The 24,056-nt window shown below is 38.8% G+C and carries 17 protein-coding genes and 11 tRNA genes; 9 read left to right on the top strand and 19 right to left on the bottom strand.

All coding sequences use genetic code 11. The features are described from left to right. Window positions 1-173: 173 nt before the first annotated feature. The 9 genes from CWC11_RS16765 to CWC11_RS16725 all read right to left on the bottom strand — a co-directional run bounded on the left by CWC11_RS16765 (window position 174) and on the right by CWC11_RS16725 (window position 11,073). Window positions 174-1,136 (bottom strand): class 1 fructose-bisphosphatase, encoded by a 963-nt coding sequence (locus tag CWC11_RS16765; RefSeq protein WP_138683586.1) that lies wholly within the window; start codon window positions 1,134-1,136, stop codon window positions 174-176. Further along, the gene (gene fbaA / locus CWC11_RS16760) at window positions 1,136-2,215 is read right to left on the bottom strand and encodes a class II fructose-bisphosphate aldolase (RefSeq protein WP_138683585.1); all 1,080 of its coding nucleotides are present in this window, start codon (window positions 2,213-2,215) and stop codon (window positions 1,136-1,138) included. The genes CWC11_RS16765 and fbaA overlap by 1 nt, the downstream gene beginning before the upstream one ends. Before the next feature lie 13 nt (window positions 2,216-2,228). After that, window positions 2,229-2,846, bottom strand: coding sequence for a bifunctional 4-hydroxy-2-oxoglutarate aldolase/2-dehydro-3-deoxy-phosphogluconate aldolase (gene eda, locus CWC11_RS16755; RefSeq protein WP_138683584.1), 618 nt, complete (start codon window positions 2,844-2,846; stop codon window positions 2,229-2,231). Window positions 2,847-2,902: 56 nt separating this feature from the next. After that, on the bottom strand, window positions 2,903-3,835 hold the full coding sequence (locus CWC11_RS16750) for a sugar kinase (protein ID WP_138683583.1): 933 nt from the start codon (window positions 3,833-3,835) through the stop codon (window positions 2,903-2,905). Between the two features lie 72 nt (window positions 3,836-3,907). Beyond that, on the bottom strand, window positions 3,908-5,215 hold the full coding sequence (locus CWC11_RS16745; protein WP_138683582.1) for an MFS transporter: 1,308 nt from the start codon (window positions 5,213-5,215) through the stop codon (window positions 3,908-3,910). A 3-nt stretch (window positions 5,216-5,218) separates the two neighbouring features. Further along, complete coding sequence (locus CWC11_RS16740; RefSeq protein ID WP_024609426.1) at window positions 5,219-5,563, bottom strand: cupin domain-containing protein; 345 nt, start codon at window positions 5,561-5,563, stop codon at window positions 5,219-5,221. 5 nt (window positions 5,564-5,568) lie between these two features. Further along, window positions 5,569-7,788 (bottom strand): heparinase II/III domain-containing protein, encoded by a 2,220-nt coding sequence (locus CWC11_RS16735; RefSeq protein WP_138683594.1) that lies wholly within the window; start codon window positions 7,786-7,788, stop codon window positions 5,569-5,571. Between the two features lie 5 nt (window positions 7,789-7,793). Further along, the gene (locus tag CWC11_RS16730) at window positions 7,794-10,052 is read right to left on the bottom strand and encodes a polysaccharide lyase 6 family protein (RefSeq protein ID WP_138683581.1); all 2,259 of its coding nucleotides are present in this window, start codon (window positions 10,050-10,052) and stop codon (window positions 7,794-7,796) included. 142 nt (window positions 10,053-10,194) lie between these two features. Beyond that, the gene (locus CWC11_RS16725; RefSeq protein WP_058548090.1) at window positions 10,195-11,073 is read right to left on the bottom strand and encodes an NAD(P)-dependent oxidoreductase; all 879 of its coding nucleotides are present in this window, start codon (window positions 11,071-11,073) and stop codon (window positions 10,195-10,197) included. Window positions 11,074-11,822: 749 nt separating this feature from the next. On the opposite strand from CWC11_RS16725, the gene gloA reads away from it, so the two are divergent. Next, the gene (gene gloA / locus CWC11_RS16720) at window positions 11,823-12,224 is read left to right on the top strand and encodes a lactoylglutathione lyase (RefSeq protein ID WP_058548089.1); all 402 of its coding nucleotides are present in this window, start codon (window positions 11,823-11,825) and stop codon (window positions 12,222-12,224) included. A 36-nt stretch (window positions 12,225-12,260) separates the two neighbouring features. Here the strand turns inward: gloA and CWC11_RS16715 are convergent, their stop codons facing one another. From CWC11_RS16715 to CWC11_RS16690, 6 genes are all read right to left on the bottom strand, one after another. Then, window positions 12,261-12,527 (bottom strand): DksA/TraR family C4-type zinc finger protein, encoded by a 267-nt coding sequence (locus CWC11_RS16715; protein ID WP_138683580.1) that lies wholly within the window; start codon window positions 12,525-12,527, stop codon window positions 12,261-12,263. 113 nt (window positions 12,528-12,640) lie between these two features. After that, window positions 12,641-15,508 carry a M16 family metallopeptidase gene (locus CWC11_RS16710; protein ID WP_138683579.1) on the bottom strand — a complete coding sequence of 956 codons (2,868 nt, stop codon included), beginning with the start codon at window positions 15,506-15,508 and terminating at the stop codon, window positions 12,641-12,643. A gap of 276 nt (window positions 15,509-15,784) precedes the next feature. Continuing rightward, window positions 15,785-15,860: transfer RNA gene (locus CWC11_RS16705), tRNA-Glu, on the bottom strand. A gap of 90 nt (window positions 15,861-15,950) precedes the next feature. Beyond that, window positions 15,951-16,026, bottom strand: a tRNA-Glu gene (locus CWC11_RS16700). Between the two features lie 229 nt (window positions 16,027-16,255). After that, window positions 16,256-16,331, bottom strand: a tRNA-Glu gene (locus CWC11_RS16695). A 37-nt stretch (window positions 16,332-16,368) separates the two neighbouring features. Continuing rightward, window positions 16,369-16,444 (bottom strand) — tRNA-Ala (locus tag CWC11_RS16690). 1,004 nt (window positions 16,445-17,448) lie between these two features. Between CWC11_RS16690 and CWC11_RS16685 the strand changes: the two genes are divergently transcribed. The 8 genes from CWC11_RS16685 (at window position 17,449) to CWC11_RS16650 (ending at window position 20,515) form a co-directional block, all read left to right on the top strand. Then, a tRNA-Val gene (locus CWC11_RS16685) sits at window positions 17,449-17,524 on the top strand. A gap of 146 nt (window positions 17,525-17,670) precedes the next feature. Beyond that, a tRNA-Val gene (locus CWC11_RS16680) sits at window positions 17,671-17,746 on the top strand. 49 nt (window positions 17,747-17,795) lie between these two features. Beyond that, window positions 17,796-17,871 (top strand) — tRNA-Val (locus tag CWC11_RS16675). A gap of 148 nt (window positions 17,872-18,019) precedes the next feature. Then, window positions 18,020-18,095 (top strand) — tRNA-Val (locus CWC11_RS16670). Between the two features lie 46 nt (window positions 18,096-18,141). Continuing rightward, window positions 18,142-18,217: transfer RNA gene (locus CWC11_RS16665), tRNA-Val, on the top strand. A gap of 36 nt (window positions 18,218-18,253) precedes the next feature. After that, window positions 18,254-18,329 (top strand) — tRNA-Val (locus CWC11_RS16660). Window positions 18,330-18,384: 55 nt separating this feature from the next. Next, window positions 18,385-18,460: transfer RNA gene (locus CWC11_RS16655), tRNA-Val, on the top strand. A 411-nt stretch (window positions 18,461-18,871) separates the two neighbouring features. Further along, window positions 18,872-20,515, top strand: coding sequence for a tetratricopeptide repeat-containing response regulator (locus CWC11_RS16650; protein WP_138683593.1), 1,644 nt, complete (start codon window positions 18,872-18,874; stop codon window positions 20,513-20,515). Between the two features lie 3 nt (window positions 20,516-20,518). Here the strand turns inward: CWC11_RS16650 and msrB are convergent, their stop codons facing one another. From msrB to ligA, 4 genes are all read right to left on the bottom strand, one after another. Then, complete coding sequence (gene msrB / locus CWC11_RS16645; protein WP_138683578.1) at window positions 20,519-20,959, bottom strand: peptide-methionine (R)-S-oxide reductase MsrB; 441 nt, start codon at window positions 20,957-20,959, stop codon at window positions 20,519-20,521. 106 nt (window positions 20,960-21,065) lie between these two features. Then, window positions 21,066-21,506, bottom strand: a complete 441-nt coding sequence (locus CWC11_RS16640) for a hypothetical protein (protein WP_138683577.1) — start codon at window positions 21,504-21,506, stop codon at window positions 21,066-21,068. Between the two features lies 1 nt (window position 21,507). Further along, complete coding sequence (locus CWC11_RS16635; protein WP_138683576.1) at window positions 21,508-22,026, bottom strand: DUF2919 domain-containing protein; 519 nt, start codon at window positions 22,024-22,026, stop codon at window positions 21,508-21,510. A gap of 11 nt (window positions 22,027-22,037) precedes the next feature. Further along, entirely contained in the window at window positions 22,038-24,056 is a 2,019-nt protein-coding gene (gene ligA / locus CWC11_RS16630) for an NAD-dependent DNA ligase LigA (protein WP_138683575.1), read from the bottom strand.

Raw genomic sequence — 24,056 nt, 5'->3', positions numbered from 1 at the left:
TTATTTAACGCAAAAATAAGCGCTGAATTGCATAAAGAGAATTTATAGTTGTGGTGGTGTTTACTGACGGTCTTTGAGGAAGGTGCTTAAAAATTACTGAGCTTACTGGGGTTTGTAAAAAGTTAAAGTAGGAAGAAAGTATCTGCCCTACTTTAACGTAAGAGAGTGTCGCTTTAAGCTAGTGTACTGTTATAAAACTCAACGGGCTCATCTGAGCCCATAGCAACTGGAACTCGTTGATGTAAGCTGCTTGGTGCAATATCTAAAATTCGCTTGCCTCTTGCGGTGGCACTGCCGCCGGCATTTTCCATTAATAATGCAAGTGGATTGGCCTCGTAGAGTAATCTAATTTTGCCGTTTTCATTGCCGGTGCGCTTATCTTGAGGATATAAAAATAAACCTCCACGACATAATATGCGATGAACATCACCGACCATAGCTGCGTTCCAGCGCATTGAGCTTTTTTCAAAGCTCTCACAGGTATAAAGCAATTTATCAAAATATACTTGTGTAGGTTCATCCCAATAGCGGTAATTAGCCATGTTAACGGCAAACTCTTTGCTTTGTTTTGGCACATTTAGCTGTTTATTAGTTAGTAGGTATCCGCCATGAGTAGAATCTAACGTATAGCATCGTGTTGGGCCGCCAGTACTCATTACAAGTAATGAAGACGGGCCATATAAAACATAGCCAGCACAAACTTGGTTAGTACCTGGCTGATTAAATTGCTCATCACTGTCATAAGCAACATCATTTCGCGCTGGGTAAATTGTAAATATGGTGCCAATTTGACCATTCACATCAATATTTGATGAACCATCGAGCGGATCAAAAGCGACTATAAATTTTCCATCTGGGTGAGCACCTACTGCGTGATCTTCTTCTTCCGACGCTACTGACTTTACTAACGTATCGTCTATTAATATATCTTTTAGAAGTTGATTAGCAATCACATCCAATTTTTTTTGTACTTCACCTTGGATATTTTCGTTAAGTGTTGAACCTAGCACACCTGCAAGTTCACCTTGGCTTACTCTAAAAGCAATTTCTTTACTAGTCGCTAAAATTGTGCGAATAAGTAAAATAAGATCAGTTTCTACACCGTCTTCTTTTAATACTGTATTTAATCTTTTCATTAACTGTACCTATTTACACAATTAAGATCAGTAAAGCACTGCTCAAGCCTTGTAACCATACTTTGCTCAGAATGGCGAAGCCATACACGCGGGTCATAGTATTTTTTATTTGGCTTGTCGTCGCCATCAGGATTACCAATTTGACCTTGCAAATAAGCTTGCTTATCTTTGTAGTAATCTAAAATACCGTTCCAACATGCCCACTGTGTATCAGTATCAATATTCATTTTTACAACGCCATACGTTAAAGACTCTTCTATTTTGCTGTATTCAGAGCCACTACCACCATGAAACACAAAGTTAATTGAATTATTAGGCAAGTTGAACTTATCTGATACGTAAGCTTGAGAATCTTTTAAAATACTTGGCGTAAGTACAACATTACCAGGCTTGTATACACCATGAACATTGCCAAACGATGCGGCAATAATAAAGTTAGGACTAATGCGACTTAAACGTTCATACGCAAAAGCGACATCCTCTGGTTGAGTATATAAGGCTGAGCTATCTAGATGAGAATTATCAACGCCATCTTCTTCGCCACCTGTGCAGCCAAGTTCAATTTCAAGCGTCATACCAATTTTAGCCATGCGGGTTAAATATTGCTCACATATTTCGATATTTTCCTCAAGAGGCTCTTCTGAAAGGTCAATCATATGCGAACTAAATAGTGGCTTACCGGTTAAAGCAAAATGCCTTTCGCCTTCATCGAGTAAACCATCTATCCAAGGTAATAGCTTTTTAGCAGCATGATCGGTATGCAGCATAACGGGTACTTCGTAATGTGCAGCAACTGCGTGCACATACCTTGCTGCGCTAACTGCGCCAAGTACAGCGCCTTGCTGATCTGGCAACACTAAGCCTTTACCACAAAAAAATTGTGCGCCACCATTAGATAACTGAATGATGACTGGCGAACTCATTTTTTTGGCTGCTTCTAAGGTTGCGTTAATTGAGGTTGTACTTACAACATTAACTGCAGGTAAAGCATATTGGTTAGCACGAGCATGTTCGTATACCGCACTTACTTCGTCACCAACTATTACGCCTGGCAGTATTGCCGGGGCTAAATGTTCCATTGTAGGTTCCTTCTTACTTTATAGCTTCAATACACGAGTCAGTAATTGCTTGCCAGTTTTGATCTTTAACCCATTCTTTTTTAGCGACCCATGTCCCACCTACTGCAAACACGTTGTTTAAAGATAGGTAGTCCATTTTGTTTTGCTCGCTTACGCCACCAGTTGGGCAAAAACTAACTTCTCTAAAAACACTTGATACAGCAGAAACAAACGGCGCACCACCAGCTAGCGATGCAGGGAATAACTTTTGCTCTTTAAACCCATATTCAAGAGCCATTAAAATATCACCTGTGTTTGATACACCAGGTAAAACAGGCACGTTACACTTTGTAAGTGCAATTAATAGTTTAGGAGATACAGCTGGAGTTACAATAAAATCAGAACCTGCATCTATTGCTTGCTGTAAAATAGTTTCGTTTATAACTGTTCCTGCACCAACTTTAAGCTCAGGCACTTGCTCTTTTATAGCTTTTAACGCATCTAAAGATGCTTCTGTTCTTAGCACAACCTCAACCAGGGTAAGACCTGCATTAGCCATAGCTTTAGCAATTTTTACACCTTGCTCTGGGGTATCAGCTTGAATTATAGGTAGCAGTGTTTGCCCTGACATAAGTTCAGAAAAGCGAGTCATAACGTTGTTCCTTTATTTTAAGTAGTGCGGCCGAGGTATGGCGGCCTATAAATTTATTAAATGCCAGCTTTAGCCATAGCAAGCTGAAAAACATCTTTTGGTGCAATTGCGCCAGGTTGTTGAATAACAGCACCGGCTGCTTTAGCACCAAGTTGAACTGCATCAGCGATAGATTTGCCAGATAAACGGGCGCCTAAATATACGCCGTTAAATGCATCCCCTGCTGATGTTGTATCAACAACATTAGTAACTGGTATTATTGTGTGACTTTGAAGTGTGTTGTCTAATTGAGTAATAACTGACTCTGGGCCATTTTTAACGATAATTTCGTCTATGTTATATATTTTTAAATATTCAATTACGTCTTCAACACTGTGAACATCGTAAAGGGTTTCTAAATCTTCAACGCCAGGCAGTGTTACATCAGCAAGACCAAATGCAAGGTCGTACTGCGTTTTAGTCTCATCAACACTATTCCACAAACGAGCGCGGTAATTAGGATCGAATACTATTTTTACGCCTGCACTTTTAAGTTGTTTTACTACACGCCAAAAATCTTCACGTGCGTTTTCGTCAATTACAGCAAGTGAAATGCCTGAAAAGAAAAACATATCACCTTGTGAAAGCTGTTTCACAACGTCTGTATTTAAAAAACTAACTACTTTTTTAGCTGCCGAGTCGCTGCGCCAATAAATAAAGCTACGCTCTCCAAAAGCATCTGTTTCTATGTAGTACATACCAGGTACTTTGCTATCGTGAGCAAATACAAACTGAGTATCTAGCTGTTCACTTTCAAAGCGCTCTAACATTTTTTTACTTAAGTTATCTTGCCCTAAAGCAGTAACTACTGAAGTCGATACTTGAGGAAAACTACGCTTTAAATACACGGCAGAATTATAAACATCGCCTGCAAATGATTGGTGTAACGTTGCTGCGCTCATTGCTCTGAGCTCAACCATACACTCACCCATAAAGTAAATATTTTTCATTTGGGAAATTATCCTTTGTAATAAACTGCTATGCGCAAACACAGTCGTGTTGGCATAGCAGTTACTTTCAGATTATTCAGGCTTTTTAAGAGGTTCTATTTTTGGGATCAGTAACCATACTGCTGCCATAGCTATAATGGCAAGCGATGCACCAATAATAAACGCAGGAGCGTAATTGCCGTCAGCTGTTAAAATTGGTACCAATGAAGTAAGGCCTACCGCACCTAATTTAGCTGCCATGCCAGAGAAACCTGACAATGTACCCACTGCTTTTTTGCCAAGTAAATCGCTTGGAAGAGTTTGTACGTTACCAATAGCTGTTTGAAAGCCAAATAAGATAACAGCCATAATAAGAACAGCCGTTGTTGGACCGCCTGGGTTTGCCATTGCTAATAACGATGGCAACATAATTAAACAACCTAGGGTAATCGTAAGCTTACGTGTTTTATCTGTATTCCAACCGGCTTTTAGGCGGTTTTGCGCTAATAAACCACCAAACCACGCGCCAAACATTGCGCCAACATAAGGTACCCAACCGTATATACCAATAGATTTAACGTCCATTGCATATACTTCGTTTAAGTAAATTGGTATCCAAAATACAAATAGCCACCAAATAGGATCAATCGCTGCAGAGGCAATAATTACACCCCAGCTTTGTTTACGCGATAGTAGCTCTTTAGTCGAAGGATTGTATTCTTCTTCATCTTCGCCAGTGACATCGCCATTATCATCAACACGTCTTTGACCTGTTAAAATATATTCACGCTCTTGTGCGGTGATCCACGGGTGAGCACCTGGTGGCGCTTTAACTAGGATGATCCACGGTACTAGCCATAAAAAGCCCAAAGCACCCACAAATACAAACACCATTTGCCAGCTAAAATACACGGTTAAATAGGCAATTAAAGGAATAGCAATAATGCCACCTATGGCTGCACCAGAGTTAAAAATCCCCTGTGCAAGCGCACGTTCTTTAGTAGGAAACCACTCTGCATTTCCTTTAGCAGCACCGGGCCAGTTACCCGCCTCTGCTACGCCTAAAATAGCGCGGAAAATACTTAAGCTTAAAACACCTTGTGCAAAAGCATGAGCCACAGTTGCTAGCGACCACACACCAATTGACAATACAAAACCTAAGCGCGTACCCACCCAGTCGAATATTTTACCGAAAATGGCTTGACCAAATGCGTAAGCAAATACAAATACAATAGAAATGTTCGCATAGATTTGTTTACGTTCTAATGCCGATTCATCTGGAAACATTTCTTCTACAATATCAGGCCATAAAACACTAAGTGCTTGGCGGTCTATGTAGTTAATAATGGTAGCAAGTGCAATTAGCACTATAACCCACCAGCGTAAGCCTTGAATTTTCATAGGTTAATCCTCAAGAAAGTCTTCACGCGCCGGGCTAAAGGTATCAATTAAAATACCGCCAGTTGGGCAAGTTGCACCATGATCTGCAAATGGTGGAATTAAACAGCTATCACCAGGTTTTAAAATTTTGGTTACGCCATCAATGTTAAAGTGAAACTCACCTTCAACTACATAAGTTACTTGAGAGTGTCTGTGAGCATGGTTATAACCAATAGCTCCTTTTTCAAACCAGATTTTAACGGCCATCAGCTCTTCGTTATATCCAAGCATTTGGCGTTTTAAACCGTTTCCTAAGTCTTCAATTTCGGTTTCGTTACCAAATGAAAAATGTGCGCTTTGCTTTTGCATCCTGTTTACTCCTGATTATTCTTCATCGCATAAACGCCAAGTCGGCCATTTAAGGTGAATGCTTTATTTTGATATGTGAAAGTGTGCTTGCTAGGGTTTGCTTGTGCAGCTTTATTAATCGCAACTAAATAAGATTTGCCCTTAATATCAACATTAACAAGTGTAAGCGTATCTTGTTCGCTGTAGTTAAGTGCCGTTACTCTGCTATTTGCTTCTAGCGTATATTCTTTACTTGGGTTGTACTCGCCATGCGGCTCTAAAATAGATATAAACTTATGCTGTTTAGCGCTATCTACTCGGCGAATAAAACCGTTTTCGTTACGTAAATTAAAGTGTGGGTCGTTTGCGCCTATTTGAGTAAATAAGAACGACTCATCTCCTTTAACTAAACTAGTTTGTGTATAAAAACGTCCGTTATCATTTAACCACGTTACCTTAGCTAGCCCTTGCTCAGGTTTTGCCTGTGCCTTAAGCCATAAATGCTGGTATCCGTTTTTATCACCCAATGCTGATAACTGCTTAGTGTTACCTGTTAATTCAAAACTTGTATCAATTAACTGACCTTTATAATGTAGCGGTAAATCAAGCTTATGTGCTTTATTTGCAGTTACATTAAACATATCTACAGCAATGGTACTGTCAAGCTCTGGCAGGTTAACAAGCGCTAAAGTACGCTCTAACTCAACACCTTTATAAGCTGTTTTTATTTGTCCACTTGATACTGTACCGTATTGATTGGTTTCGAAAAAATTAAGTGTTGGGTGGTTATTATTACCCACTTCAACATTTGCATTAAAGTGCGTGGTTTCATCAACAACAACGGTGTTGTGTGCAACTGTATGCTTTGCATAAGTCTCGTTTTCAGGTAAGTAACGACCACCATATTTAGCTTCTACATTTAAAAAGCGTGCAGCGCCGTAATCAGATACGATTTCATTACCATGATCGTAAAACTGCCATGTAAGCTTATCAAAATGTCCATGGCCTAAACCTTGTGCGGCAGGTTTAAATAGCAATGCTTGATCGCCACCTACGTCACTGCGCATAACAACCAAAGCGCCTTGCTTACCATCGTTACCATCACCAAAAGCAACGGATTTAAATACGTATGGCTTTTCTTGGCTTTTATCCAAAGCTTGAGCAACTTTTAAGCCATCACCCGTTAAAACAATTTGATTTTGCTTTTTAGCTACATCTAAATAGCCCGCGTCATTTGTTAAACCGTAGGCCGCAGTAACCCCTTGCACAAGCTCTATAGTGTCAATGCCTTTACTTTTTATGGCATCGTTTATAGGAAAAAACAAACCGTTATAGCTAAGCTGAATAGTCGTATCGATTGCCTTTAATAATATGCCATCGCGGTATTCAAATATCTTTCTTTGAGGTTCGTTGTTTTCAATAGCTTTAGCAAACGTTACAAATGGTAATAATGCAAAACGTTGATAGTAAGGCCCTTCATTGTAATAGCCCTGCGGAGAAAACAGCATTTCTAGTTGCTTAACAAAACCACCCTTACCCGACTTTTTTAAATCAAATAATGACTTCTCTACCCACTCTGGCTCGTCTAATACATAACCAGCCATACCAACACCAGCTGTAGCCCATGTCCCATGGTTGTGTACTTTATTAAACGTAGAAGGTTGCCCTTCAGACATAAATAACGAAACCGGGCGCAATAAATCATCTTCGATAGTTTTTATATTCGCAGCGCTTAGCGTGTCATGTACTAGGTCATATGCTTGAATCGTGTATACAAGCCACATAGCTTCATTCAGGCTTTGCCAAAAAAGTTTACCTGGGTTTTGCGATTTCACTTTACGCTTTGGATGTACATCAAGCGTTGGGTATAACTGTGCGTATGCAAGTAGCATATCGCGAACATAATTTGCGTATTTTTCATCTTTACTTAGCTGATAAATAACGCCCGCGTTGTACATCAGTTGGTAATTTTTTTTATGGCGTTCATGGGTATAACCACCACCACCATCTTTTGGAACTGGTACAGTGATGGGTTGTGCTATTTGCTCATCTACCTGCGCTTTTAATGACTCAAACGCTGTAGCAAATTGACTCTCGCTGTTAGTGCTAATAGCTTGACGCATGTGTTGTACATCGTCGTTGGTAATTACCAAATTAGGATGCACAGCATGTGCATTTAAAGATAATAACAAGGCTGCAGTTACGCCGGCTGTTTTAAAATACGTTTTGCTTCGAGATAAATTCATCATTATTACCCCGCCTTATTTAAAACGTTATTATTTTTAATTACAGCAGTATGCGGACCCGCCACTCTTAACTCTTTCACACTTGGAGATTGAGTTGCATTAAATGTATTATTTGAAATTTCGGTTTTAGGCTCACCTACGGTGTGCTCTACAACTACTGGAGCCGATTTAATAAACTTATTGCTTTTGATATTCGTAACCTGAACACCATGTACATAAACACTCGCTTGCTCTTTATTTCGCTTACCTAAGCCTACATTGTTTAATGTGTTGTTGCTCATTTGAAGGTGAGGACCAAAAGTACTTTCATCACTACCACCACGATAAAGCTTAAGCAAAGCACCATCCACATTGTCGAATGTGTTATTTTTTACAATAACGTACTCAGCATTATAAATGCCTAAGTCTTCAATTTCGGTATTTAGGCTAATTACATTACCCGTTACGTTATCGAATGTATTACTTGTTAGCACAACTTCATCAGCCATCGCGCCTTTGCCAGTAACAAAAAAGTGAAATGAATGATTAATATCTAAATGTGTGATTTTAGAGTTATGCATTTCAAAGCGGTAGTTTTCAATCATGCCCCACTTTTTAGTACGCACAACACTATTATTAATAGCATCTGGTGCATTTTCACCGGAAATACTAAGCCCATCGAGCTTTAAGCTACCGCCATCGTGAATTTCAAATAATGTAGAACGTTGAAAAGTAAGCTTAGCTTGACCTAAATTTTTAGCTTTAATGGTGAGCGCTTTATCAATCTTAACAAGCTTAGACACATCATATTGCCCATTATCAAGCTCTAAAACATCACCAGTTTGGGCGTTTTCGATAGCCGTTAATAAAGCACTTTCGCTGGCTGTTACCGTATGAGTTTTGCCTGAGTCAAACTTTACTAAAGCAGGTACTTTTGGATACCAGCTAACACCTGTATCTTCTTTTTTAAGTACTTTTAGGCCTCGTTTTGCACCCGCTTTAATGTTAGTAGATTCTGGATAAAGCAAACCATTATCCGCTTTACTTAAAGCGATAGTGTGTGTTTTTACACCATAAGCTAACTCATCGAGTACTTTAGTGTTTGCAACGTTATTACTAAAAGCAATACCGCTTACATCATCAAATGTAGTAAATGGCTGCTGCTTATTTTGGTTAATAATAAGGTTATTTTTCATAACGCTATTTTTAGGTGCAGCACTTCGCTCAGCATCACTGCCGGCAGCGAGTTGTATGTGCTGAACGTTTACAAATGTATTGTTTTCAATGGTTGCGTTTTCTACTTGGTGATAACGATTTATCGATGAATTTGGCACACCGTTCATTACTGTAAAACCACTACCAAAACGGTAACCCGTTAAACCTTCTAAGTAGTTATTTTTAACAATTTGGTCTTTATTAATAACGCGAATACCACCGGTGTGATCTACCCCATTACCAAAGAAAATGTTTTCTTCAATAAGGTTACCGTTACCATGTCGAAGCGTTAACGTACCGCGCGCTTCAAAAAATACGTTATTACGAATAATATTTTTGCCTGACTTAACCGAAATAATTTCTACTTCACCGTTAGTACGTTCAAAATAATTGTTCTCTACTAATGTGTGTGAATCAGTTAAGGAGTTATGGCTGGTACCAATGCGAAGTGTTTCGCCACCGTTTGAGCCAAATGTAGGGCGGTAACCAAAAAAGTTATTATCAATTTTGTGGTAATTTTGCTGGCTTTGTTCTGTATTTAAACGAACTGCAACAGTAACCCCTTTATTACGCTTACCGACTAAATGACTGTGATCAAACTGGTTGTGCTGGCCATATAACGCAACCCAGTAATCTGACTCGCGTTTGTCTGGGTTATTGTAATTATCGATTACCACTTGAGTTACGCGTGAGTTATAAGCTAATTTACTTTTATTTTTACGAAACTCAATAACTGCAGAACTTGGTGTATAGCCATTTTTGAATACTAAACCCGAAACCTCTAAATACTTACCGGCAAGTCTTAGGTTTGATTGTCCAGATAAAATTACTTTGCCGTTTGTTTCTGCGGTTAATAAAATAGGAGAGTTTTTTGTACCTTGGCCTTCAAGTAGGATTTCGAAGTCAGACCATGTACCATTTTTAAGGATTACTTTGTCGCCTGCGACTAAGTTAGAAGAAATATCACTGAAAGCTTGCTTATCATCTACAAAATAATCTTTGGCTGCTAATTGTGTAGATATACAACCAATGAGAACTAAGCTTAGCTTTATTGTGTTAATCAAACGCATAGTTAACTCTTTATATTGTGACTCGAATTAGGCTCTATGAATATTTAAATATGTTTTTACAAAGCAGGCTAAATCTCGTCAATCGATAGTGTGTGTGTGGGCGCTTAAACTATATAGTTAAGCGCCATATGTTGAGTCTTTATTACTTATTTAATTGCTTAAAGTAATCAAAGATTTCAGGTACGTTGCCTTGACCCATGCCCGCATCAAATGCAGCTTGTAGGTTAGCTGATGAACCTTCAGCAATTTTTGATTCAGTACCTAGGTCTTCAACCATTTGAAGGAAGTAACCTAAATCTTTGTTTGCATTAGCAATAGAAAAACCAAGGTCACTTACATCGTCAACCGCGTAGTTTTTACAGAATTGCATAAATGGAGAGTTTGAAGGACCAGTAGACATAATGTCGAAAAGTTGCTGACGATCAACGCCTGCACGATCGGCTACTGCAAAAGCTTGTGACATTGCACATACAGTTGTCATACCCATAAAGTTATTAATTAACTTAGTAGTATGGCCTGCACCTAGTTCACCAAGGTGAAATACATTTTCGCCTTGATCTTCAAGTACTGGTTTAACTTTATTAAATGTATCAATATCGCCAGCTGCCATGATGTTTAATAGACCATCTTTAGCGTGTGCAGGAGTACGACCAAGCGGAGCATCAATCATGCCTGCGCCTTTAGCTGCTAAATCAGCACCAATTTTTTTAGTAGATGATGGAATAGAAGTACCAAAATCAACTAATACGGCGCCTTCTTTAATACCTGCTAAGATACCGTCTTCTGCGTAAACAATTTTTTCTACAACAGCTGACGTTGTAAGACAAAACATAACAATATCTGAACCTTCAGCTAGCTCTTTTGCAGTGCTTGCTGTTTTTGCGCCTCTAGCAACACATGCTGCAACCGCATCTTTGCTAAGGTCCATAACAATTAGCTCATAGCCTTTGTTTTGTAAATTTTCGGCCATATTGCCGCCCATTAAGCCTAAGCCGATGAAACCGATGACAGGTTTTGACATGAATAACTCCTAAATATGTTGGCGCATACTTTTATGAGTACGAGTAAAAGTTACTCTATAAATAAATACGCTGTGTCTTTTGTTTCAATTTGTAGAGTAAATTTTAGCTTGAGTTATTTTATTAATTAACCTGTGCAAAAATGTAACTCTGATTAATTACCAATACATTGTATTCACTCAAACCAAGCAACTTACCAATTGGTATGCAAAAACTGTATTACCATACATGTTTTTTGTCAACCAATAAGTTAACCACGTAAATATGCAAATTTCGTAACTGCTTTAACATTAAAAGCAATTTTCTTTAAAACACAATCACTTACACTTGATTCAGGACTTATTTTACTGGTCATTTTTTGTTAGCAACATTGTTACTTTTTTTATACCAATGGGTTGACCAATACTTACCCTTTCATTACCAAAACATATAAAACCTAGTTAACTGACTTTAAGTTTGGTCATCTATGGTTGCTATTCTGGTCAATTTTTATTTTAAAGATTGTATTTATGACTCTCTTAAAACTTCGATTTATATTTAATTTAAGCACACGACTTAGATTACAAAAGCCTTTAAAAAGAATAAAATGTACGCTTATTATATTAAATAACGCGCCAGTAGGTGCGATATAACAGCCGTCACTGTTTGATGAGAATGGTTTAAATACCTTTACAACAATTTCTGAAGCTCTTTTATTTAGTAGCTACTGTTTAGTGATGAGTTTTAAACTAAAATTAACGAGGGAATTAAAATGCGCTTATTACATACCATGTTACGTGTAGCCGACCTAGATAAGTCGATTGCCTTTTATACACAAGTATTAGGTATGCAGGAGCTACGCCGCTCTCAAAACGAGGAGTATCGTTACACTCTCGCTTTTATTGGTTATGGAAAAGAAGAAAGTAATACCGTTTTAGAGCTTACATATAATTGGGATAAGGATAGCTACGACCTAGGCAATGCTTACGGACATATAGCTATTGAATTTGATGATATTTACAAAGCATGTGATGCGATAAAAGCTGCTGGCGGTAATGTGAGTCGCGAACCAGGCCCTGTAAAAGGCGGCACAACAGAAATTGCCTTTGTTAAAGACCCTGATGGCTATTCAATTGAGCTTATTCAGAAAAAAGAAAATATGAGTGAGTTTTAATAATTTGTTTAAAAGTAAAGGTGCCCTTGGCACCTTTTACCGTAATTGACTATCTTTACTGGCACGACGATTGACGCCATTCAATTTTTTACCCTGAGCTTCGAGTTCGCTTTGGCACGAAACACAATACCTCACCCCGGGCAAAGCTAATCTTCTCGCTTGAGGGATTTTACAATCACACTCATCACAATACTCAGCACTGGCTCCAGATATTAAGTTTTGCCTTGCATATTGCACTGCATCATTAACACTCGCATCAATTTGATCTTGAATTGCGCCATCACGCGCCCAACCACCGGCCATAATTACCTCCTAAAATAGTAATAAGTTAGTTTTATGCTAGCAATGGAATGCTTTATTAGTGCTGAATAAAAAAAGCAGCTAAAAAGCTGCTTTATCATATCGATTATTCAATTTTAAAGGCTGTAGTCAACAACCTCCATACCTAATTTACCAAGCTCTGGACGAAGTTTTTTAGCATCCCCCACGACTAAATAAATCATGTCTTTAGTATTTAAATGTTTTTTAGCCAAGGCGTTAACTTCTTCTTTACTAATAGTACTAACAATCTTATTTCTTTCTTTTACAAAGCTAGGTTTTAAATCGAACTCTAATATTTGTGCCAAAAAGCCAAGTTTTGCATTAGGCGTTTCGTATTTAAGGGCATCTTTTTGGTTAATAGCTTTACGCATAAACATAAGCTCTTCGTCTGTTATGCCATTTTTAGCGTAATTATTAAGCTCATTAGTAAACTCGGTAATAGACGCAGCAGTCGAATCAGCTCTTACTGCTGCAGAGGCTGTAAAACCACCTGATGTTTTATCACCCCAAAAACGTGAACGAGCACCATATGTATAGCCTTTATCCTCTCGAAGGTTTAAGTTAATACGGCTATTAAACGTTCCACCCAAAGCGAAGTTCATTAAATTTGCTTTAAAAAACTCACCTGTAATATCTTCAACCATATCGCGTTTACCGATACGAATTTCTGATTGCGGCGCACCAGGTTTATCTACAAGATAAATTACGTTTGTTTGAACCTTAGGCTCGGTAAAGTCTACATCAGAACTTTGGCCTTTACCTTGCCAGTTAGCAAGTGCTGATTTAACTTTTGGTTCGACAGTAGCTTCACTTAAATCTGACACTATAATGACTTGAGCGCCTTGTGGTTTAAAGTTGGCTTTATAAAAGCTTTTAACATCAGCAAGTGTAATTGCTTCTATACTTTGTACAGTGCCACTGCTAGGCAAAGAAGCTATACTGGTACCATATAGCAACTTGCTATATGTATTTGAGGCTAAATAGCCAGCATCTTTCATTGAATGTTGAATATTTTGAATGCTCTGTTGTTTGTTTCGTTCAAAATCTTCACTGTTAAATGCTGGTTTAAATAGCTTTTCTTCAACTAATTTTAAAGTTGCATCTAGATTCTTTGTTAAACTAGATACATATATATTGGTATGAGTCTTGTCTGAGTAAATACTAATTTGGCTTCCTAGCTTTTCTAGTGCATTACTCATTTGCTCCGTTGTATAGTTTTGTGTGGACTCACTCATAAGTGATGCCGTCATTGACGATAAACCCACTTTACTGCTCTGCTCGTTATAAAAGCCACCCAGCACTTTAATAAATACAGCCGTGGTGGGTGTTTCGGTGCTTTGAGTGCCTAATATTTTAATACCGTTGTCGGTCTTAGTTTGCCAAAGCGCAGGTACGTCTACAGCAGGATTTGCACCCGCTACAGGCTGAACACTTCGATCAAACGTATCAACAGCTCTTCGGGCGACTAGATCATCAGCTGAGGTTGTCGATGGGCCGCCAAAGTCATGCTTTTTAGGAGTGAAATTATCTGGAGCGGCTATAAGTTGAGTTTGTCCCTCTGGAACTACACTCATAATAACGGCAGACTTACCTTTAATGTATTGATTGAATACACGCATAACATCTGCTTTTGTCACACTGTTATAGCGTGAAATTTCAGCCTTAGTTGAGTTTGGATTGCCCGTAAATGTTTCTGATGCGGCAAGTTGAGATACCTTCCCAGATACGCTTTGTAAGCCAAATATTGCACCCGATTCTATTTTTGCTTTTACTTTGTCTAAATCATCTTGTGTAACACCGCGCTTTTCAAATTCAGTAAATGAATCACGTACAATTTTTTCCATATCAGCTAACGTTTTACCTGATGTGGGGTTTGGTAAAGCATAAATACTAATTGAGCATGATAACTCTTGGCATGGGTGATTGGCACTGGCTTGAACTGCAAGTTGAGTCTTTACTAAGTTTTTATAAAGTAATGAGTTATTGCCACCACCTAAAATTTCGGCAAGTATATCTAGTGGTGCTTCATCCTCAGAGCGAGCATAAGTCGTTGGAAAACTCATTGCCAGTAAAGGTAAATGAACTTTATCTTCCATCGATATATATCTATCTGCATCAAGTGTTACTGCTGTTTTTTCAACTTTAGGTATTTCAGGCCCTTTAGGGATTGGTCCAAAATATTTAGTTACTAGCGGCAATATTTCATTGGCACTAATGTCGCCGCCAATGGTAAGAGTTGCATTATTAGGACCATACCATTTTAAAAAGAATGCTTTTAAATCATTAACATTCACACGATTAAGATCGTCCATAAATCCAATAACAGGCCACGAATACGGGTGTCCATCTGGGTACATTGCTTGTGCCATACGCTCACCTAAACGACCATAAGGACGATTATCGACACGTTGACCTCGTTCATTTTTTACAGTTTCTCGTTGTACTTCAAATTTTTCTTGAGTCACAGCATCTAATAAAAAGCCCATTCTGTCAGACTCTAACCACAACATCTTTTCTAACTGATTTACAGGCACTGTTTCAAAGTAATTAGTACGGTCTGAATTAGTTGTACCATTTAAAGTACCACCTGCCTCGGAGATTATTTTAAAGTGCTCTTCGTCAGCAACATTTTCAGATCCTTGAAACATCATATGCTCAAAAAAATGAGCAAAACCTGACTTACCAAGTTCTTCGCGAGCAGATCCAACATGGTAAGTAACATCAACGTGCACAAGTGGATCTGAATGATCTTCATGCACTATAACTGTTAGACCATTATTAAGTTTATATTTTTTATAAGGTATGTTGATATCGTTAGGATTAGCTTGAACAGATTCTATGAGTGTAACGCCTGGAATTGATACTTCTGCTACTGTATTTTTATCAATTGCTTGGGTTGAGCTATTACAAGCAGCTAACCCTGATGCTAATAATACTGCAAGTGCTATTTTTGAGAGTTTCATTTTTTAGTCCATTTTTAATTAACTCAATGAGTTTAAGGACTAAGTAGACCTACAACAAGTCGTATGGGAATGAGATTGCTATGGTTTTGTAACTAAGTGTAAACACTTAATCTTTACGAGAAGATAAAATTTAGGAGGAAATTTATGGATATCTTAATAACACTTCACTTGCGTATTGAATAAGTAAGTGGCGCCTCAAAGAGATTAGTACTCTGATAACGTCGTGCATAGAGAGTGTGGTGTCACACTGCTTATACATTACCTAAAATAAGTAAGTGGCGTCCCCAAGGGGATTCGAACCCCTGTTACCGCCGTGAAAGGGCGGTGTCCTAGGCCTCTAGACGATGGGGACACATAAATGTGTCACTAGGACAACTGAATGGTTTAACTCGTTTCAGGCGAGCTTTCTTAATAACACTGCACTGACTATTAAAATAGTAAGTGGCGTCCCCAAGGGGATTCGAACCCCTGTTACCGCCGTGAAAGGGCGGTGTCCTAGGCCTCTAGACGATGGGGACGCAGAAATTGGTTTGCAAATCACTGATTTGCTATTTCTGTGTAAGATGCGCCGAGCCTGCGAGGCAAATGGCATTATCTTCTCAGAAACATTTTCTGTGTCACTAGGACATTTGATAAGTTAAACTCATATCATGAGTTGCTAAGGTAATGCGTAATCCACAAATAAAGACTCGAGCTTTAATTGTTACGCTATTCTCTTGGTAAAACCACCTCTAACTTAAAGCTAGATGGCGTCCCCAAGGGGATTCGAACCCCTGTTACCGCCGTGAAAGGGCGGTGTCCTAGGCCTCTAGACGATGGGGACGCAGGAAACTGCTACCCTAGGACATTACACTATTTTTTGGTGGAGCCATGCGGGATCGAACCGCAGACCTCTTCACTGCCAGCGAAGCGCTCTCCCAGCTGAGCTATGGCCCCAACATAATCAATACCCGCTGTGATGAACACGTCGTGTATCGCTTAGTGCGGGGCGCATTCTATGCACCACCCAAAATAAAGTCAACAGTTTTTTACCTAGCTTTATTTAAATGGTTTAATTTTCAACAAACTGGCTATCAAGCGTGCTAAAAATCACAATTTAGACAAAATCTCTCATAGAGAGCTTATAATAACACCATAATCCTAAAGCCCTTAATTAAAACCTCCCTACCCCTATTAACTTTTTAAGTTGTATTATAAATAAAAGGTATACATTTATATGCAAATTAAGTTTAAGCTAATTTTTTTTAAACTTGCAGCCAAAATTAAGATCTGTTTTATCTAGAGGGCAATTTATTGGCTGGGCGAGGCTTAAGTTTCTCAGGCTTCATATATGGGTAAGAACAAATAAATTTAGTAAAACTTCCACGCCCTACTTTTATCCCTTAATTACATTTTATGTGAGCGGCACATACCTGGCATTCATTAAGTGATGCCGCTTTTTAACAATAAACACAATTTACAATTTCTGTTTTGCCTAAACAGCAAGCACAACTAAAAATTTAACTTTTAAAGATAAATACTCCCAAGCTACACATAAAAATATTAGAAAACTTTAGGGCGTGTTTATTTAAAGAGTTAAATTGAAACGTGTTTAACCATTTCATATAAGAGGCGTGTACTTATTAAACCTACCAGCACCATTTGTTCTCGACTAATGATCAAAACTATAACTTGTATAAACTATAGAGTTTTTAACAAAACACGCCTAATGCATTAAAAAATAATTGTCGCTTGTAAAGTAATACCTCATTTCACCAGTGCCTATTGCTGTTTATTTGAACGGCCACTGTGAAATTGCTGGTAAAATAGACGCAACTCATATCTCATTGTTTATAAAACCTTCATTCAGTACATTTTTATCATTCAAGTGTTGACACATTTCCAACTCTATCTATAATAGCGCCCCACAACAACGCAGCAATGTGAGGTTGTTTAGATGTGGGTGATTAGCTCAGTTGGGAGAGCATCGCCCTTACAAGGCGAGGGTCACTGGTTCAAGTCCAGTATCACCCACCACTTTTTATAAGTGTTCACATCTAATTTCTATATGAGTTGTTAGCTCAGTTTAGAAAAAGAGAGCATCACCGCTATCTACAAGTAACGGCGAGGTTCACTGGTTAAAGTCCAGTACTATTTTTAATAGTAGCGTTTAATTTATATGTGGGTGATTAGCTCAGTTGGGAGAGCATCGCCCTTACAAGGCGAGGGTCACTGGTTCAAGTCCAGTATCACCCACCACATATAAAACCTATCATTATATTAATAGTCACGTTTTAAATTGTAATATGGGTCGTTAGCTCAGTTGGGAGAGCATCGCCCTTACAAGGCGAGGGTCACTGGTTCAAGTCCAGTACGACCCACCATTCTTAGAGTGGTGCATATTACAAAATCTAAATGGGCCGTTAGCTTAGTTAGAAAAAGAGAGCATCACCGCTATTTACAAGTAACGGCGAGGTTCACTGGTTAAAGTCCAGTACTATTTATTTAATAGTAGCGTTTAATCTTATATGTGGGTGATTAGCTCAGTTGGGAGAGCATCGCCCTTACAAGGCGAGGGTCACTGGTTCAAGTCCAGTATCACCCACCACATATAAACCTATTATTATATCAATAGTCGCGTTTAAATTTAATATGGGTCGTTAGCTCAGTTGGGAGAGCATCGCCCTTACAAGGCGAGGGTCACTGGTTCAAGTCCAGTACGACCCACCATTCTTAGAATGGTGCATCATATTAAATATATAATTTGGGTGATTAGCTCAGTTGGGAGAGCATCGCCCTTACAAGGCGAGGGTCACTGGTTCAAGTCCAGTATCACCCACCAAATTATATTAAGCGATTAATTGATAATCTTAATAAAAGTCATACCTATTATATGTGGGTGATTAGCTCAGTTGGGAGAGCATCGCCCTTACAAGGCGAGGGTCACTGGTTCAAGTCCAGTATCACCCACCACATATAAACACTTCAGTGCACATAATTTAAAATTTCCTAAAAATATCTTTTTATAAAAAAACCAATTTTTACCGCATAAGATTCAATTTAGGCAATCAACTCAGTTGAAAAAATATCCCCACCCTTTATGAGCAATGCCCAGAGTTAATGATTCAAACCATGTAATCACCCACACATATAACTACTTCTATACTATCTAAACTCTTGTGATGATATTTAACCTCTCACTTTTATTCTAAATAATGTCTAGCAACCACTGACATCAAATACAATTAGTCTAAATAATATAAAGACAGCTAAACGTATGAATATAAATTAATCTTCTAATAACCTCGTCTAATATCTAAATTCTCTTGTAAGCAGCTAAACTGTTGATTATAGTCTGTGTTAAATACAATCACACTTAAACCAATGCCAACTAAGATCTACTCAAAAGCAAAAATATTAATAGTTGAAGAGCAGCCACTTGCTCAAAGCTATATGAAACAGTCGTTAGAAAGGCTTGGCTTTCGGCAGCTGCGTTTTGCTGATCATGCAACTTCGGCAAAAGAGCAGTGTTTAAGTGAACAATTTGATTTAATAGTGTGTTCGTTTAATTTAAGCAAACAACAAGATGGTTATCAGCTTTACGAAGAGCTACGTGTTAAACAACTAATTAAAAACTCAACGGGTTTTATTTTTATATCTGCAGAAACCAGCGGGTCACTTGTCCATAGTGTTTTAGAGCTGCAGCCCGACGACTTTTTAGTAAAACCTTTCACCGTACAAGAACTTAAAACGCGTATAGAGCGAATTCTTAAACGTAAACATGACTTACAAACCGTCTATACGTTTATTGACGATGGTAACGATTCTAAAGCAGTAAAGTATATAGATTCTGCGCTTGATAAAAATAATAGCTACAGCCCAATATTGCTTCGCTTAAAAGGAGATGCCCTACTTCGCTTAAAAAGAAACGAAGATGCAAAAGACTTTTTTAAATCAGTGCTTGATATACAAAAGTTTGCTTGGGCTAAAGTTGGTTTAGTAGAAGCGTTAATTGCAAATAATGAACATATTCTAGCGCAGCGTATGTTAAAAACTATGCTGGAACGCCATGAAACACGCTTAGTTGCGCTCGACTTACTGGGGCGTTTAGAAATAAAACTTAGTCAATTTGAATTAGCACAGGAATTTTTAAGTCAAGCAGTTGATATCGCTCCTCGAAATATTTCCCGTCAGAAGTCGTTAAGTAATGTATCGTTGATTAATCACGACTACGAAAAGAGCTATTTAACGCAAAAAGAAATCGCCAGTTATGCAAAACATTCAATACACGACAACCCCGACATTTACCTAAATGCGGCTCGTGCAGGTATCGACTTTGCGTTAACGACTGATCAAACAGATCAAATTCAGCGAATTTCTCGTCAAACTAATAAATATATTAACGACTTAAAACAACAATTTCCTAATAACACTAATCAAGCACAAATTGATGTATTAAATGCTCGCCTACATTATTTAAAAGATGAACATCAAAAAGCTAAAAAACTAATAGAGCAACTGGATGAAAACGACTCACATATTCGCTCAGTAGATGGAGCGCTTGATAAAGCAAAAGCATTTCATGAGCTTGGTTTTCACCAAAAAGCACAAACTTTGTTTACTCAAATTATTAGCCATTGCGAGCGCCACCCAACTGTAAGCGACACTACTTATCTGCGTTATATTCAACAACAGCAAAGTGAACGTAGAGATATTAAAATGGGCCCTAAAGAACTTAACAACCATGCGGTTAGTCAGTTCAACAAAGGTCAGTTAAATATGGCGTTAGAAGCGTTTACACAAGCATTTAGAGTTATGCCACGTAATCCTAGCATTGCGCTTAATTTATTACAGTGCTTGTTTGATTCAGCCAAACAAAAAGGCGGCACTTTTAACTTGGCTATCGCCAAAAAATGCTACGCCCTTTTGAGTAAATCATCACTACCTACCGATCAAGCGCAAAGATTAGATAAAATTTTGCATATGGCCAAAGAAATGAAGCTCGACATTCAAAATCCAGACAAATAGCTTTTATAGCTTTTTCATTGCTGCGGCATTTACGCAATAACGTAAACCAGTAGGCTGAGGTCCATCAGGAAATATGTGTCCTAAGTGCGCATCGCACACATTGCAAACCACTTCTACACGCTGCATACCATGGCTTGAATCACTCACGTACCCTATTGCTTCAATAGTGGCTGGTTGAGTAAACGAAGGCCAACCTGTACCGCTATCAAACTTTTCATCCGCATCAAATAATAAGTTATCACAACATACGCATGCATATTTGCCTGGCTCTAATAATGTGCAACTTTGAGAGCTATGAGGACGTTCAGTGCCTTTTTTACGAGTAACATAGTATTGGTCTTCACTAAGGAGCTCTCGCCATTGCTCGTCGCTTTTCACAACCTTTTTAGGGGGTGTTGGATTGCCATTGTTAGCAAAATTAATAACATCGTTCCATTTCAACATAACAGCCTCATAAATAATTAAATAGCATTAGGGTGTTAGCCTAATTAAGGTAGAGGTAAACTAAAGTAAATCAAAGCGTTTTAAGCACACTATCACCTGCTTTGATTTATTCAAAATGTATTGTTTGCTTCTCAGATTCTGTAAGTATACGTTTAACAAATGCATCTAGCTCAGTACTTTGCGCCGGTAGGCTCACGCTTAGCTGACGATCATTACTGCTGTGTATTATTAGCTCATCACTTTTACTTTCAACACGTTCAATATTACTAATAACCAACCAATGCGGGCCGTGCTTTTTATCAAAAAAGCCTGTTAGGCTAAACAACATAAGATGCTGTGCATCGCGTTGAATAAAATTATCTAATCGATTTCTCGATTTAAATAACGTCGTTAACCTATAAAAACTAGAACAAAGTACAAAAAGCCACACACCAAATAAAAACTTAAACCACATGTACTCACTAAGATTAGTGATCAACGCAAGTACTAAAAGCACCAATGCGATGACCGACACCACCATCGCTATTTTTTTATTTACAGCGTCCATTTCAATCCTTTGTAATTAATTTTTTTTCTTCAGCTGCTTTTTCTGTGGGCTCAGGCCAATCGTTAAAAAACACGGTTAAATACCGGCTTTTAGCCAAGTACCAAAGTACCCACAAAACAATAACCATTTGTACCGCTAAAAATAGCGAAAACCGATAATGGCTATGGGCCGCCTGTATACTAAGCCACGCTAAATCAATCACAGCGCACAAAATAAGTGGCCAGCGCATATGGCGCCATACTTTTGCTAATTTTTCACTCGCGCTGTGTGAATCTCTTGGCCGGCGCAAACAAAACAATACCGTAGGTACAATCGCAATGGCACCAATAGTAATAGCAATAAAAAAATCATTTTTGGTTTTAAAGAATAACGACATTAAATCAAGTTCTGGTCTGCGGCTAAGGGCCGCAATCACCCAAATAAAATATGAGCGCAGTAATACCAGCACACTTAAATGAAATGCAATGGGCGTACGGTAACTCCCGTATTTGTCCCAGTACTCTGGCCCATATCGGCTCATTATTTTTTATCCTAACCGTTATATTTTTCAAACAAGGCAATTAAATCTTCTTCGCTAAGTATTTCAATACCTAGGTCCTGTGCTTTGGTAAGTTTTGAGCCTGCTTTTTCACCTGCCACTAAGGCATCTGTTTTAGCCGACACACTGCCAGCCACTTTTGCACCTAGTTGCTGTAAACGAGCTTTTGCGTCATTTCGATTTAATGTATTTAATGTCCCCGTAAGTACATACGTTAAATCAGCCAAAGGTTGCTCATCTTTTGATGGTGCACTAAGCGCAGGCCAATTAATACCTTGCTCTATCAACGCATTAACTACATCAACATTATGTTGCTCATCAAAAAAGCCACGAACATGGGTTGCTACAATAGCGCCTACATCACTTACTTGCGTTAAACTATCTATGCTGGCATTTGTTACATTTTCAAGGGTTAAAAAGTGATTAGCTAAGTTTTGTGCAGTCGCTTCACCTACTTCTCTAATGCCTAAAGAGTATAAAAATTTAGCAAGCGTAGTGGCTTTTGCATCCTCAAGCGCACCTACTAAATTTTTAGCCGATTTAGGACCCATACGTTCAAGCGATTCAAAATGGCCTTGTTTCAAAATAAACAAATCTGCGGGCGTTTTAACCAGCTCTCTATCGACCAATTGATCAACTATTTTATCGCCTAAGCCGTCAACATCTAGCGCTTTGCGTGAGGCAAAGTGCTTAATAGCCTGTTTGCGCTGTGCCGGGCATACAAGGCCCCCAGTACAACGGGCTACAGCTTCACCTTCCACTTTTTCTACGTGGGAGTCACAAATTGGGCACGTTTTAGGAAACTCAATATCGCGAGCATCGTCAGGTCGGCGCTCAAGCACTACTTGTGTAATTTGTGGAATTACATCGCCAGCACGGCGAATAATAACGGTATCCCCAACTTTTACACCTAAACGGGCAATTTCATCACCATTATGAAGCGTGGCATTTGAGACCGTAACACCGCCAACAAATACGGGTTCTAAACGGGCAACCGGTGTTATTGCACCAGTACGACCAACCTGAAACTCTACATCGAGTAATTGAGTAACCTCTTCTTGCGCCGGAAATTTATACGCAATAGCCCAGCGCGGAGCTCGTGCTACAAACCCTAGGCGCTCTTGTAAGGCTTTTTCGTTTATTTTAATTACTACGCCATCAATTTCATATTTAAGCTCGCCACGGCGCGTTAAAATATCGCTATAATATTCAAGTGCCGCTTGAGTGCCTTCTACCAATTTAGTTTCTGGGCAAAGTGGTAATCCCCAATCGGTTAATTTAGCCAATTGCTGGTAGTGATCCTCAGGGATGCTGCCATCGGCAACCAAACCTGTACTGTACGCATAAAACATCAACGGGCGTTTAGCGGTAATTTTTGAATCAAGCTGGCGCAAGCTTCCAGCTGCGGCATTACGTGGATTTACAAACACTTTATCGCCGCGTTTTTGCGCTTCAGTATTTAATTTATCAAAGCCAGCACTATCCATAAATACTTCGCCGCGCACTTCAAGCTCTGCAGGATAATCGCCACGCAGCTTTAGTGGTACATTACGAATTGTTTTTACATTTTGGGTAATGTTTTCACCGGTAAATCCATCCCCTCGCGTTGCTGCTTGCACTAATACACCATCACGGTAAATGATAGAGACTGCTAAGCCATCTAGTTTTGGTTCACAGCAAAAAGTAAGCTCGCCTGTACTCATTAAACGCTCTTTTATACGGCGATTAAACGCACTGAACTCTTCTTCGCTAAAAGCATTATCGAGCGATAACATAGGCACTTGGTGAGCAACTTGTTCAAATTTACTCAAAGCTGCCCCGCCCACTTTTTGAGTTGGCGAATCGGGTGTTAAAAATTCTGGGTGCTGGGTTTCAAGTGCACTGAGTTCGCGTAATAGCCTATCGTATTCAGCATCTGGAATGCTTGGGGTATCAAGCACATAATAATTGTAGTTGTGCTGCTCTAAAGTACTACGAAGATGATTAACTTGCTCACTAATGCTGCTAGACAT

The sequence above is a fragment of the Pseudoalteromonas sp. S3178 genome (assembly GCF_005886985.1).
Lineage (GTDB): Bacteria > Pseudomonadota > Gammaproteobacteria > Enterobacterales > Alteromonadaceae > Pseudoalteromonas > Pseudoalteromonas carrageenovora.
The sequence above is the reverse complement of the archived record's forward strand: the minus strand, read 5'-3'. Positions and strand labels throughout refer to the sequence as shown.

What these genes read in the sequence shown, in the direction of transcription:
- CWC11_RS16765 (WP_138683586.1), bottom strand. Translation starts at nt 1,136, where the DNA reads ATGAAAAGATTAAATACAGTATTAAAAGAAGACGGTGTAGAAACTGAT.
- fbaA (WP_138683585.1), bottom strand. Translation starts at nt 2,215, where the DNA reads ATGGAACATTTAGCCCCGGCAATACTGCCAGGCGTAATAGTTGGTGAC.
- eda (WP_138683584.1), bottom strand. Translation starts at nt 2,846, where the DNA reads ATGACTCGCTTTTCTGAACTTATGTCAGGGCAAACACTGCTACCTATA.
- CWC11_RS16750 (WP_138683583.1), bottom strand. Translation starts at nt 3,835, where the DNA reads ATGAAAAATATTTACTTTATGGGTGAGTGTATGGTTGAGCTCAGAGCA.
- CWC11_RS16745 (WP_138683582.1), bottom strand. Translation starts at nt 5,215, where the DNA reads ATGAAAATTCAAGGCTTACGCTGGTGGGTTATAGTGCTAATTGCACTT.
- CWC11_RS16740 (WP_024609426.1), bottom strand. Translation starts at nt 5,563, where the DNA reads ATGCAAAAGCAAAGCGCACATTTTTCATTTGGTAACGAAACCGAAATT.
- CWC11_RS16735 (WP_138683594.1), bottom strand. Translation starts at nt 7,788, where the DNA reads ATGAATTTATCTCGAAGCAAAACGTATTTTAAAACAGCCGGCGTAACT.
- CWC11_RS16730 (WP_138683581.1), bottom strand. Translation starts at nt 10,052, where the DNA reads ATGCGTTTGATTAACACAATAAAGCTAAGCTTAGTTCTCATTGGTTGT.
- CWC11_RS16725 (WP_058548090.1), bottom strand. Translation starts at nt 11,073, where the DNA reads ATGTCAAAACCTGTCATCGGTTTCATCGGCTTAGGCTTAATGGGCGGC.
- gloA (WP_058548089.1), top strand. Translation starts at nt 11,823, where the DNA reads ATGCGCTTATTACATACCATGTTACGTGTAGCCGACCTAGATAAGTCG.
- CWC11_RS16715 (WP_138683580.1), bottom strand. Translation starts at nt 12,527, where the DNA reads ATGGCCGGTGGTTGGGCGCGTGATGGCGCAATTCAAGATCAAATTGAT.
- CWC11_RS16710 (WP_138683579.1), bottom strand. Translation starts at nt 15,508, where the DNA reads ATGAAACTCTCAAAAATAGCACTTGCAGTATTATTAGCATCAGGGTTA.
- CWC11_RS16650 (WP_138683593.1), top strand. Translation starts at nt 18,872, where the DNA reads ATGCCAACTAAGATCTACTCAAAAGCAAAAATATTAATAGTTGAAGAG.
- msrB (WP_138683578.1), bottom strand. Translation starts at nt 20,959, where the DNA reads ATGTTGAAATGGAACGATGTTATTAATTTTGCTAACAATGGCAATCCA.
- CWC11_RS16640 (WP_138683577.1), bottom strand. Translation starts at nt 21,506, where the DNA reads ATGGACGCTGTAAATAAAAAAATAGCGATGGTGGTGTCGGTCATCGCA.
- CWC11_RS16635 (WP_138683576.1), bottom strand. Translation starts at nt 22,026, where the DNA reads ATGAGCCGATATGGGCCAGAGTACTGGGACAAATACGGGAGTTACCGT.
- ligA (WP_138683575.1), bottom strand. Translation starts at nt 24,056, where the DNA reads ATGTCTAGCAGCATTAGTGAGCAAGTTAATCATCTTCGTAGTACTTTA.